This is a genomic window from Streptomyces sp. NPDC044106 (genome assembly GCF_056433985.1).
Map to the genome: position 1 here is coordinate 60585 of NZ_JBWKFZ010000019.1, position 11872 is coordinate 72456.

Below are 11872 nucleotides of genomic sequence, written 5' to 3' on the forward strand. Positions count from 1 at the left end.
GGCCGGAGCCCCCGCCTCATGTCTGACGTTCCCGCTCTCCCCGCCCTGCCCGTCACCTTCCGGCCGACGCGGACCCGGGCCGTCCTGCTCACCGCGGGCGTCGCGATCTTCGTGGTGATCACGGCGATCGCGTTCCTGCTGCCCGCGCTCAGCCCGGGGGAGCGGTCCAGCTTCGTCTTCACCGGCGCGCTGCTCCTCGGCGTCCTCGTGCTGCTCAGCAGGCCCAAGGTCGTCGCCGACGAGTCCGGCGTCACCGTCGTCAACATCGCGACCAGCCGCCGCCTCGCCTGGGCCGAGATCGTGCAGGTCAACCTCCGCCCCGGCGACCCCTGGGTGTTCCTGAACCTCAGCGACGGCACCAGCCTGCCCGCCATGGGCATCCAGCCCGGCATCGCCAAGCGGCAGGCCGTCGCCGACGCCCGCGCCCTGAGCGCGCTCGCCGACGCCCGTACGGCCCAGGAGAAGTAGGCCCTGGACGTTCCGCCGCCGGTCTTGATTAATCTGGTTGCGGGACGCGCACGGTGCGCCGCCCCGCCCCCTACGGGCCCGCCCGGCCCGGGGCTCCTGCTACCCGAGGAGTGACTCCCTCCGGCGATGGACGGATCGTCCTGTAGTACCTGCGCCGCCCCCTCCCGGCACACCGGGACCGGCACGACCGGAGAGGCGGCGGCATGACAGTGCCCCTGCTGCTTCTCGGGGCGGCATTCCTGCTGATTCTCGCCAACGGCTTCTTCGTGGCGGCCGAGTTCGGTCTCGTCACCGTCGAGCGGCCGGAGGCGGAGAAGGCCGCGGCCGACGGCGACCGACGGGCCCGTACGGTCGTCAGCGCCCTCAAGGAGCTGTCCTTCCAGCTCTCCGGCACCCAGCTCGGCATCACCATCACCTCGCTCGTCGTCGGCATGCTCGCCGAACCGGCCCTCGCGCGCCTGCTCGCGGGCCCCTTCGAGGCGGCCGGCGTCCCCGAGGGCGGCGTCGGCGGTGTCTCCGTGGTGGTCGGCATGCTGCTCGCGTCCGCCGTGCAGATGGTGATCGGCGAGCTCGTGCCCAAGAACTGGGCGGTGTCGAGGCCGCTGCAGGTCGCGCGGTTCGTCGCGGGCCCGCAGCACGCCTTCGCGCGGCTCTTCCGGCCCGTGATCGCCCTCCTGAACGCCGTGGCCAACCGGCTGGTGCGCACCCTCGGCGTCGAACCCGCGGAGGAGCTCGCCTCGGCCCGCACCCCCGGCGAACTGGTCTCCCTTGCCCGGCACTCGGCCCAGGCCGGCGCCCTGGAGCAGGACACCGCCGACCTGTTCGTGCGCACCCTCTCGCTGGGCGAGCTGACCGCGCAGCACGTCATGACGCCGCGCGTGAAGGTCAGCGCGCTGCAGTCCTCGGCGACCGCCGAGGACGTGGTGAACCTGACCCGCGCCACCGGCCTGTCCCGCTTCCCGGTCTACAACGAGCGGATCGACGAAATCGTCGGCATGGTGCACCTCAAGGACGCCCTCGCGGTGGCCGCCCACGAGCGGCTCAGGACGCCCGTGCGCCGCATCGCGCGCTCCCCCCTGCTCGTCCCCGAGACGCTGCCCGTGCAGCCTCTCCTGGAGCGGCTGCGCAGCGAGCAGCCGATAGCCGTGGTCGTCGACGAGTACGGCGGCACGGCGGGCGTCGTCACCCTGGAGGACATCGTCGAGGAACTCGTCGGCGAGGTCCGCGACGAGCACGACCGCTTCGACCTGCCCGAGCTCTGCGCGGCGCCGGCCGAGGACGGCGGCCCCGCGTGGGACGCCGACGGCAGCTGCCGGGTCGACACACTCCAGCGCATCGGCCTCGACGTGCCCGAGGGCCCGTACGAGACCGTGGCGGGACTCGTCGCCGATCTGCTCGGCCGCATCCCGGCCCCCGGCGACCGGGCCGAACTCCCGGGCTGGCGGCTCTCGGTGCGCCAGGTCGGGCACTACCGCGCGGAGCGGGTGCGTCTCGTACGCGTCCAGGAGGCCGGTGCCGTCCGGGCCGCGGGCGCGACGGCCGCGGAGGCCGTGCGATGAGCCTGCTGCAACTCCTCTTCGCTCTCCTGCTGGTGCTCGCCAACGGCTTCTTCGTGGGCGCGGAGTTCGCGCTCGTCTCCGTGCGCCGCAGCCAGATCGAGCCCCTGGAGACCAAGCGGGCCCGCCAGGTCCTCTACGGTCTTGAGCACCTGCCGCAGATGATGGCGGCGGCCCAGTTCGGCATCACCGTCTGCTCGCTGACGCTCGGCGCCGTCGCCGAACCGACCGTCGCCCATCTCCTGGAGCCGGTCTTCGAGACGGCCCGCCTGCCCGAGGGCATGATCCACCCGCTCGGCTACGTGATCGCGCTCGCCGTCGTCGTCTCCCTCCACCTCGTGATCGGCGAGATGGTCCCGAAGAACCTCGCGATGGCGGCCCCCGAGAAGACCGCTCTCTGGTTCAGCCCCGGCCTGGTCGCCTTCGCGCGGCTGTGCCGTCCGGTGACCGTGGCGCTCGGGGCGTGCGCCCGGGTCGTCCTGCGGCTCTTCAAGGTGGAGCCCAAGGACGAGGTCGAGGCGGTGTTCACCAGCGTGCAGCTGGGCCGCCTCGTCGAGGACTCCGGCCAGGCGGGACTGCTCGACCCCGTCGAGCAGGAGCGCCTGGAGGACGCCCTGGAGCTCGGCTCGCGCCCGGTCACCGACGTCCTGCTCGACCGGGCGTCCCTGGTGACCGTGGGTCCCTCGGTGACCCCGGCCCGCGTCATCGAGCTCACCGGCCGCACCGGCTACTCCCGCTTCCCGGTCCGCGCGGAGAACGGCGCCTTCATGGGCTACCTCCACGTCAAGGACGTACTGGACCTGGAGGACACCGACCGCGCCGTGCCGCAGCAGGTGTGGCGGCCGATGACCACGCTGCGGTCGGAGCTCCCGCTGGACGACGCCCTGACCGTGATGCGGCACGCCGCGACGCATCTGGCGCAGGTCGCCGACGCGTCCGGCAGGGTGCTCGGCCTGGTCGCCCTGGAGGACGTCCTGGAGCTCCTGGTCGGCGAGGTCCGCGACCCGGCGCACCGGATCACGGTGCAGCGGACCCCACCGGAGGAGAGCCGGGGCGCCTCGCTGGCAGCCAGCCCGGTGGGCTGAGAGCCTGTCTTTGAACCCCCGTCGTCCGCGCGAAGCGCGGGCGCAGCGGTGGATTGGGGCCTCCCCTGCTCGAGCGGAGCCGAGAGCTTGGGGAAGCGTGCGATCGGAGTGCGGAGTTCCAGGTCATGTGGCGGAGCCACCTATCCTGGGGCTCCGTGCGCCGAGCGTGCGTGCCGGGCGTCGGGGCGCAGGCGGGGGTTCGAAGACAGGCTCTGAGAGCCTGAGCGGGGAGCGGTACGTGTGTCGGGTGCGGGGCGGCGCCGCGCGGGTCGGAGGCCGGGCCGCACGGGTCAGAGGCCCGGGGTGTCCGGCCCCCGCCCCGACAGCACCTCCCCGTACGCCTGCATCAGGTCGGGCAGCCGCAGCGTCGACAGATCGGTGCGGCTCGGCTCGCCGGGGTAGCCGGAGAGCCGCAGATCGCGGTAGGCGCAGCTCTTCTCGTACAGCGTGCGCAGGAAGCGGCCGTTGCCGAGCTCGTCGATCCAGGCCTGGTCGACGACGTGCCCGCTGATGGAGCGCAGTTCCTCAAGGGCCTCCTCGTCCCACACGTCGCCGTTGTCGGCCGCCAGGACCTCGCCGATGGCGGTCAGTTCGAGCGGGCGGTACGAGGGGAAGTCGACGCGGGTCGTGAAGCGCGAGGAGAGCCCGGGGTTGGCGGCGAGCAGCCGGTCCATGCCCTCGGGGTAGCCCGCGAGGATCACGACGAGGTGGTCGCGGTTGTCCTCGGCGCGCTTGAGGAGGACCTGCAGGGCCTCGTCGCCGTACGCGTCGCCCTTGCCGTAGCCGGAGTTGGAGAGCGAGTACGCCTCGTCGACGAAGAGGACGCCGCCGATCGCCGAGTCGATCAGCTCGTTGGCCTTCACGGCGGTCTGGCCCAGGTACTCACCGACCAGATCGGCGCGTTGCGCCTCGACCAGGTGGTCGCCGCCGAGCAGGCCGAGCGCGTAGAAGACGCGGCCGAGGATGCGGGCCACGGTCGTCTTGCCGGTGCCCGAGGGGCCCGAGAAGACGAAGTGTCGTTTCGGCGGCTGCACGGGAAGGCCCCGGGCGGCGCGCAGGCGCGCCATGTTCAGCTGCGCGGAGAGCGCCTTGACCTGGCGCTTCACCGGCTCCATGCCCACCATGCCCTCCAGCTCGGAGAGCGCGGCCTCAAGGAGCGCGGGATCGGTGGGGCCCGGCGGCAGCTGCGCGGGGCCCGGCTTGACCGGGATGATCGCCTTCTCGCGCACGGCGTCGGTCTCGGAGGGGCCGGAGGCGCCGGGAGCCCCCGGGGTACCTGGAGCACCGGGGCCGCCGGGCGCCGAAGGGCCGCCGGCGGAGGGCGTTTCGGGTCCGGTGACCCGTACGTCGCGCCCCTCCGTGCCGAACAGCGTGTCGATGCCGTCGGGCCCCTCCAGCATGTCCTGGCCCGCCCCGGTCAGACTGATCGCGGCGGCGAGATCGGCCGCCTCGTCGTACCCGTCGCCCTCGGCGATGGCCGCGAGCCGCGCCGAGGTGTCCATGAAGGAGGCGTCGACCCGGTGCACCGCGCGGTACAGCGGCAGGGCCGCCGCCGAGCGTCCTGTGCCCTCGTGCGCGCGGGCCAGCCAGTAGCGCAGCTCCTTGCGCTGCGGCTGCTCGCTGCGGCAGCGCATCAGGGCGGCGGACAGGAGCGGCTCGGCCTGGCCGTACGTCTCCAGGCGCACCCGTGCCATGCCGCCGAAGAGCCCGGCCTCGATGCCCAGCATCGGATCGTCGATCAGCGGGTCCGTGTGCCGCACCAACTGCTCCCAGTCCTTGACCAGGTAGGAGCGGCAGGCGTGCAGGAAGCGCACCTGCGGATCGGCGTCGACCGGCGGCAGGCCCGCCAACGCCCGGTCCAGCTCGGGGACATGACGGCCGTCCAGCCAGTGCGAGGCGTGCGCGAGCAGCAGATCGCGGGTGCTCTCCAGGACGGGCTGTACCCACCAGCCCAGCCAGTACCAGGAGTTGAGGGCGCGCGCGTGCCGGGTGCGCTGCTCGCCGAAGCGGTCCCGGTGCTGGAACATCCGCAGCAGCGCCGTCGTCGTGTCGATGCGCAGCGCGTGCAGCCCGAGCCAGCCGTCGGCCATCCCGGGATCCATCCGCACCGCCGTCCGGAACTCGTCCTCCGCCTGCGGATAGGCGCCCATGGTGTAGGCGTCGACGCCCCGCAGCCAGGCGAGGTCGGCCGGGGCGGGTGAACCCACCGCGTCGAAGTCCATCAGGTCCCCCACAAACCGTGCCCCCGTTTGCGTACCGCCGGACCGGTGCCCGCCGGCGACTGCGCTGAACCACTGCGCTGAACCACTGTGCTGCGGACGGGAGTTGCCTCGATGCGCAGAGCAGCCGTCCGAAAAGGCGCACCGATACGCATCGTACCTGCGAAGGAGCGGTCGGCCGTAGGGTGCCGCACCGGGAGATCGGCCGGAAAGCACCGGCAGGGGGCCGGTCCGATGGTGACCGACTGTGAGCGAACGGCGGCTCGCAGCGGTCGGAAATCGGACGCGCAGGGCAGAACGAAGCCCCCGATCACGGGGGAACAACCGGGGGCTTCGCGTCTGCGGGCGGTCTCGAACGACCGCACAATCAGAACGTAAGTCCTGTAAGGGCCCTGGGTCAAGCGGAGTTGGGGCACTCGCGCAAACTTGTGGGGCCGCGCGGAAGCGGTTTCCCGCAGGTTCAGCGGACCGCCGATGGTCCTTCACTCTGTGTGACATTCTGGCCGCCCGTGAGTGCCCCACCCGGCCCGGGAAACACCTCATATCCCTCTGGGCGCTGACGTACCAGAAGGTGGGCGAAGGGGCGGGAGGGGTCGCGGGTGAAATGCCGGAGCTCCGCCGGCTCCCAGCCGTCCCAGAAGTCACTCTGGACCGCCCCGTCCCGTCGGCGTCCCCGCTGCCACGCCTCCTCCCGCGGCACGTCCATCCACAGCACCGCGGCGAGGTGCGGGCGCAGCGCCCGGCGGCCCGCGCCGACCCCCTCGACGATCACCACGGGCGCGGGCGGCAGCGGGGTGCGGGCGGGGCCGAAGCGGCGCTCGGTCCAGTCGTACATCGCGTAGTGCGCGCTCTCGCCGTGGGAGAGCGGCACCACGACCTGCCGCCGCAGCCGCTCCGTCCAGTCGAACAGTTCCTCGTGGCTCGCGATGTCGTCCAGCCGCAGGACGGGCGCGTCGCCGAACGCCTCGGCCAGCCGCCGGGCGAACGTCGACTTGCCCGAACCCGCGTGGCCGTCCACGGCGAGCAGCCGCACGGGCCCGCAGGAGGGCGGCAGTCGGCGCAGGGTGTCGGCGAGGCGGGGGAGCGGGGTGGGCGGGCGCTGTCCGGTCATCATCGGTAAGGGTACGACCGCGGAAGGATGTGTTCCGCGCGCCGTCGCAGGTCATGCCATTGGTTGAGGCCAATATTGGTGTGCGCGACAGCGGCCGGACCGCTGGCAGAAGTCGGCCGGGAACCGCCATAGTTGGCCCACTTCCGTGCACCTGACCCGACCTTCCGGCTCTTGCCGGAAACCACGTCGACTGGGGGTCCCTCATGGACCGAGCTGGCAGAACCGACAGCACCGACAGCACCGACAGCACCTGTAGCACCGGCGGCGGCCACCGCACCGATCGCACCGACGGCATGTCCCGCAGATCCGTCCTCGCCACGGCCGCCGCCGTGACCGCTCTCGCGGCGACCGCCGCTCCCGCCCTGGCCCTCGGGGCCGCCGCTGACCGGGGCCGGGCCCCGCGCGCGGAGCGCCCGGTGGACAACCGCTTCTGGGTCTCGCTCAAGGACTGGCACACCGGCACCGCCGAGGGCGCCGTGCCCGTCCCCGGAGCCCGCGCCGGCCTGCGGATCGAGCGGCCCGCGGGCAGCACCGACTACACCGACCCGCACACCGGCAAGAAGGCCACCTGGGAGTACGCCCGCTGGACCTCGCCCACGCACCGCTCCACCGTCCCGGCGACGGAGCTCATCGCGTCCTGGAACGCCGACACCCCGGCCGGCACCTGGCTCCAGGTCGAGCTGCTCGGCACGTACGCCGACGGTACGGACACCCCCTGGTACGTAATGGGCCGCTGGACCTCGGGCGACGACAAGGAGACCGACATCCGGCGGACCTCCGTCGACGACCAGACCGACGGCAGGTCCACGGTCTGGACCGACACGCTCTCCGTGGACGACGCCGCCGCGGGCCCGCGGATCGTCGCGTACCGGCTGCGCCTGACGCTGTACCGCAGGCCCGGTGCCTTCGTGACCCCCACGGTGTGGCGGCTCGGCGCGATGGCCTCGGCGGTTCCCGACCGCTTCACGGTGCCCGCATCGAAGCCGGGCCTCGCCAAGGAGCTGAGGGTCCCGCGCTACTCGCAGGAGATCCACGCGGGCCAGTACCCGGAGTACGACAACGGAGGCGAGGCCTGGTGCAGCCCGACCTCCTCGCAGATGATCATCGAGTACTGGGGACGCAGGCCGACGCCCGAGCAGCTGGCCTGGGTCGATCCCTCGTACGCCGACCCCCAGGTGTGCCACGCGGCCCGCTTCACCTTCGACTACCAGTACGACGGCTGCGGCAACTGGCCCTTCAACGCCGCGTACGCCTCGACGTACAAGGGCCTCCAGGGAGTCGTCACCCGGCTCGCCTCGCTCACGGAGCTGGAGTCGCTGATCGCCGCGGGCATCCCGGCCATAACGTCCCAGTCCTTCCTCAAAGGGGAGCTGACGGGCGCGGGGTACGGCACGGCGGGCCACCTGATGACCGTCATCGGCTTCACGGCGGACGGCGATGTGATCGCCAACGATCCGGCGTCGCCGAGCGATGCGGCGGTGCGCCGCGTCTACAAGCGGCGTGAGTTCGAGAACGTGTGGCTGCGTACGAAGCGCTACAACGCCGCGGGCAAGGTCGTCTCGGGTACCGGCGGCGTCTGCTACCTGTACTTCCCGACCAGGCTGTCCGCGCGGCAACGGTCCGCGCTGGCCGCGGTCGGGGTGCGCTGAGCGGGGAGGGGAGGGCCGGGGCGCACGGCCGCCCCGGCCCGCGGCCCCGCGCTCCGACTCGTACGCCTTCCGGGAGCAACACACGCATTTCGCGCACCCAACCCGGCGGCGCCGCGTTCTACGGTCACGTCATACCTGATCGAGGAATGCGGGAACCTTATGGATGTGCAGCACCCCCCTGCCCTGTCGGCGCTGAGCGAACTGCAGCGCCGAGGCCGCGCGTGCGTCTCGTGCGGCGTCACGCTCGACAATGCCACCGCCGTCGACCTGGGCAGCCGCCCGGACGCGGGCGTCGACCACCGCGCCGACGTGTTTCCCCGCGCCTGCCCGTCCTGTGCCGCGGGGGGCGGGGCATGACGCTCGCGACAGTCGCCGAGAGGCAGGGAAAGCTTCTCGACCATCTCGACCGGTGCGATCCCTGCCGGCGTCTCAAGTACTGCCCCAAGGGCAGACGGCTGCGGCAGCAGGTGCGGGAGGCCCGTGATGATCTGCGCCCGCTGTGACCGCGCCATCCTGCCGGGCCAGCCGTACACCACCCATGACATCCACGGCGCGTCGGCGGGTGGTGCCACGGTCCGCCTCCACGTCGTCTGCCCGCGCGCCGGGACACGGGGATGACGCGGGCGGCCGGTGAGGGGTTCGAAGACAGGCGCTGAGGGCACACGGGTGCCCGCCCTTCCCTGCGGAAGAGCGGGCACCCGCGTCGGGTCAGCGGTCGTCGCGGTTCTCGCGGAGCGAGTCGCGGACGCCCTCGGCCTTGTCGCGCATGTCGTCCGCGGCGCCCTTGGCCTTGCCCTTGGTCTTGTCGGTCTTGCCCTCGGCGGCCATGCGGTCGTTGCCCGAGGCCTTGCCCATCATCTCTTTGGCCTTGCCTTTTGCCTTGTCCATGGCGCTGTCGCCCATGACGGCTCCTCTGGTCGGGGATGCCACCACGCTATGAGGTGTGCACGAAGAGCGCATGTCGGGCGCGGCGGCGCCGCGGATCACACGGGCGGGGTCACCACCCAGTCCGGGTGCCCCGGCATCGGCGGGGTCGTGGAACCGTACAGCCAGGGGTGCAGGAAGCCCTCCAGGTCCTCGCCCGCGACCTTCGACGCCAGACCGACGAAGTCCTCCGTGCCCGCCGCGCGGCCCTTGAAGCCGGTCAGCCAGGCCCGCTCGATCCGCTGGAACGCCGCGTCGCCGACCCGCTCGCGCAGCGCGTAAAGGACCAGGGCCGAGCCGTCGTACCGCATGCGCTTGAAGAGGTTCGGCTCGGTCGGCTCGGCGGGGGCGCCGTAGTCCCTGCGCCACTGGTCGTGGGCCTGATAGGCCGTCTTCATGGCGGCCTCGAAGCTGTCCCCGCCGTGCTGCTCGGAGTACTCGCGCTCGTAGAAGCGGGCGTGCCCCTCGCTCAGCCACAGGTCGGACCAGCTCTTGAGGGCCACGCTGTCGCCGAACCACTGGTGGGTCAGCTCGTGCACCATGTTCCGCTCGGCGTCGACCCGCGTGCCGAGCAGATCCGCCTTCGGGACGAGTGACAGCGTCTGCGTCTCCAGGGCCACGCCGAGGTCCGTGTCGCCGACCAGGAGGCCGTAGCGGTCGAAGGGGTAGGGGCCGAGCTTCTTCTCCAGCCACGTCAGATGGTCCGGGGTGAGTCCCCGGTACGCGGCCGTCGGTTCGACCAGCGCGTCCGGGACGACGTCGCGCAGCGGGAGGCCGCCGGGGCCCTCGCCGTCGATCAGCCGGAACTTGCCGACGGCCAGCTGCACGAGCTGCGTGGAGAGCGGCTGTTCGGAGTCGTACGTCCAGCGGACCCGGCCGTCGGGGCGCTCGGCGCGCGAGACCAGCCTGCCGTTGGCGACGGCCGTGCGGTCGGCGGGCGTCGTGATGCGGAAGGTGATCGGCGCGCGCCGGCTCGGGTGGTCGTCGGCCGGGAAGATCAGCCGGGCGCCGTTCGGCTGCGGGTAGACCACCGTGCCGTCGGGCGTGGGGATCCAGCCGTAGTCCTCGATCGCGTCGTCGCGGTGGCGTGTCTGTGTCGGGTCGGCGGTGTAGGTGACCTTGACCGTGAACGAACTCCCCCTGGCTATGGGGGACTTGGGTGTGACCGTCAGCTCGTCGCCCTCGCGTGCGGCGCCCGCCGCCGAGCCGTTCACGGTGACGGCGTGCAGGGTGTTGCCGCCGAAATCGAGATTGAAGCGGGAGAGCGCCTGCGTCGAGTGTGCCCTGATCGTCGTCGTCGCCTCGAACGGGGTCTTCGGCGCCTGCCAGTCGAAGTCCAGGTAGTAGTGGTCCACCCGGTACCCGCCGTTCCCGTCCAGCGGGAACATCGGGTCGCCGAGGCCGGGCGCGCCCGGCGACGGCTTCTCGGTGGTGGCCGGTGCGGCCTGCGAGACCGGTGCGGTGAGGGCGGCCGCCGCGGTGACCGCGGCGGCGAGGACGAGCCGCCCTCTGCGGCGTGGGCGGGGCGTCGTCCGTTTCGTGCTCATCGGGAACCTCTCGGTCGTGCGGTGCGCGGGCGAACGGGCGGGGAGGTCGCCCCGTCGTGAGTGGTTAGACGCGCGCCACCGCGTCGTAGTTGTGGCGTGATGAAGGTCTCTCCCGCGAAAGCGCGATCGGCTGGCATGGTGGAGAGCGGTCCCGCCCCGCGTCCCGGACGCGAGGGGACCGCCCTGGGGGAAGTCACCTGCCGCACGAAGTCAGCGAGAACACCATGACTGCCACCTCTGCCACCGTCCTCCCCGCGAAGGCCCGCACCGGCGGCCCCGAGGAGGACGGCTCGAGGATCCTTGAGCACCTCGCGGGCTGGACCCTCGTCGTGGTCCTCGCGATGCTCGTCACCCAGGCCGGTCTGCTGTGACGTCGCTCTCCTGACCGTCGGCGCCGACGCCGTGGCCCGTGGGTGGCGCGGGCTCGTCGAGGCCCGCCCGCCAGTGCCGCCCCGGCACGCCCACGAGGCCGTACAGCCACCGCACCGGTGAGCGTCCGTGCAGCAGCGTCACGCCCGCCACCACGGCGAACAGCGGCAGGCCGAGCGGGCCGCCGACGAGCCGCACGAGGACGCTCGCGACGAGTGCGCCCACGAACGGCAGCCCGTAGATCCCGGCCCCCGCGATGGCGATGCCGAGCAGCCTCGGCACCTTGCGCTCCTCGTCGGCGCCCGGCAGTGCCCAGCCCTCCATGAGCCAGCCGATCTCGGTCACCAGCATGGTGCCGATCACCGCGGCCCCGAAGAGCAGCAGCGCGAGGAACGTCCCGGACGTCAGGAAGTCCAGTACGTGATTGACGACGCTGTCCCGCGGCCAGTCGGCGAAATCCTGCGCGCCCGGGGAGAGGAAGCGCTCGTACCCGCTGCCGTCCCAGCCGTGGATCAACGTCCCGAACAGCAGGAAGTACCCGCCGACGCAACTCAGGTACGCCCAGTAGCCCGCGCCCACGAGCACCAGGGCCTGCGCCACCAGGAAGCCGATGATCGCGGCCACCGGGATCCCGCCCGCGTAGAACAGCACGAACCCCGCCCACACGTCTTCGTGGCCGCCGGCCACGTGCATGGTCGCCCAGGACGGGTTCTGCCAGAGCTGGAAGAGTCCGGTGGGCACCAGCAGGACGGCGGCGAAGAGCGCGGTGAGCGACAGGTAGGGGTTGGCGGCCCGGCTGCGGGTGCGCGGCCCCTCGCCCGCGTTGATCCGCTCCCACACCTGGAGCTGCCGCCCGGCCGAGAGGGCGAAGGTCGCGCCGATCGCGTACGCCCAGAAGAGCGCTGCCTGAATCTGGATCATGCCGAGCCCCTCATGCCGAGCCC

The 11872-nt window shown here is 72.4% G+C and carries 12 protein-coding genes; 7 read left to right on the forward strand and 5 right to left on the reverse strand.

The window, feature by feature from the left end; translation table 11 throughout:
- Positions 1-18 precede the first annotated feature (18 nt).
- From AC07DI_RS30210 to AC07DI_RS30220, 3 genes are all read left to right on the forward strand, one after another.
- Complete coding sequence (locus AC07DI_RS30210; RefSeq protein ID WP_478907354.1) at positions 19-468, forward strand: PH domain-containing protein; 450 nt, start codon at positions 19-21, stop codon at positions 466-468.
- A gap of 203 nt (positions 469-671) precedes the next feature.
- Complete coding sequence (locus AC07DI_RS30215) at positions 672-2027, forward strand: hemolysin family protein (protein ID WP_384258049.1); 1356 nt, start codon at positions 672-674, stop codon at positions 2025-2027.
- Complete coding sequence (locus AC07DI_RS30220) at positions 2024-3109, forward strand: hemolysin family protein (RefSeq protein WP_478907356.1); 1086 nt, start codon at positions 2024-2026, stop codon at positions 3107-3109. The genes AC07DI_RS30215 and AC07DI_RS30220 overlap by 4 nt, the downstream gene beginning before the upstream one ends.
- A 290-nt stretch (positions 3110-3399) precedes the next feature.
- On the opposite strand, the gene AC07DI_RS30225 is transcribed toward AC07DI_RS30220, so the two are convergent.
- Both AC07DI_RS30225 and AC07DI_RS30230 read right to left on the reverse strand, forming a co-directional pair.
- Complete coding sequence (locus tag AC07DI_RS30225) at positions 3400-5331, reverse strand: AAA family ATPase (RefSeq protein ID WP_384258054.1); 1932 nt, start codon at positions 5329-5331, stop codon at positions 3400-3402.
- Positions 5332-5788: 457 nt separating this feature from the next.
- Entirely contained in the window at positions 5789-6442 is a 654-nt protein-coding gene (locus AC07DI_RS30230) for a uridine kinase family protein (RefSeq protein ID WP_478907358.1), read from the reverse strand.
- Between the two features lie 290 nt (positions 6443-6732).
- Here AC07DI_RS30230 and AC07DI_RS30235 point away from each other — a divergent pair, with 290 nt between their 5' ends.
- The 3 genes from AC07DI_RS30235 (at position 6733) to AC07DI_RS30245 (ending at position 8591) form a co-directional block, all read left to right on the forward strand.
- Positions 6733-8088: a peptidase C39 family protein gene (locus AC07DI_RS30235; protein WP_478907445.1), complete on the forward strand. Its 1356-nt coding sequence runs from the start codon at positions 6733-6735 to the stop codon at positions 8086-8088.
- A 165-nt stretch (positions 8089-8253) separates the two neighbouring features.
- A complete protein-coding gene (locus tag AC07DI_RS30240; RefSeq protein WP_384258061.1) occupies positions 8254-8445 on the forward strand; it encodes a hypothetical protein in 192 nt (63 codons plus the stop codon).
- A complete protein-coding gene (locus AC07DI_RS30245; RefSeq protein ID WP_384258063.1) occupies positions 8442-8591 on the forward strand; it encodes a hypothetical protein in 150 nt (49 codons plus the stop codon). The genes AC07DI_RS30240 and AC07DI_RS30245 overlap by 4 nt, the downstream gene beginning before the upstream one ends.
- A gap of 205 nt (positions 8592-8796) precedes the next feature.
- Here AC07DI_RS30245 and AC07DI_RS30250 read toward each other — a convergent pair whose 3' ends face one another.
- The gene (locus AC07DI_RS30250) at positions 8797-8991 is read right to left on the reverse strand and encodes a CsbD family protein (protein WP_478907360.1); all 195 of its coding nucleotides are present in this window, start codon (positions 8989-8991) and stop codon (positions 8797-8799) included.
- An 80-nt stretch (positions 8992-9071) separates the two neighbouring features.
- Positions 9072-10559 (reverse strand): M1 family metallopeptidase, encoded by a 1488-nt coding sequence (locus tag AC07DI_RS30255; RefSeq protein ID WP_384258069.1) that lies wholly within the window; start codon positions 10557-10559, stop codon positions 9072-9074.
- 224 nt (positions 10560-10783) lie between these two features.
- On the opposite strand from AC07DI_RS30255, the gene AC07DI_RS30260 reads away from it, so the two are divergent.
- On the forward strand, positions 10784-10930 hold the full coding sequence (locus AC07DI_RS30260; RefSeq protein WP_384258071.1) for an SCO1431 family membrane protein: 147 nt from the start codon (positions 10784-10786) through the stop codon (positions 10928-10930).
- Here the strand turns inward: AC07DI_RS30260 and AC07DI_RS30265 are convergent.
- Positions 10908-11849 (reverse strand): hypothetical protein, encoded by a 942-nt coding sequence (locus AC07DI_RS30265; protein ID WP_478907363.1) that lies wholly within the window; start codon positions 11847-11849, stop codon positions 10908-10910. The two genes, AC07DI_RS30260 and AC07DI_RS30265, sit on opposite strands and share 23 nt — an antisense overlap.
- Between the last annotated feature and the right edge of the window lie 23 nt (positions 11850-11872).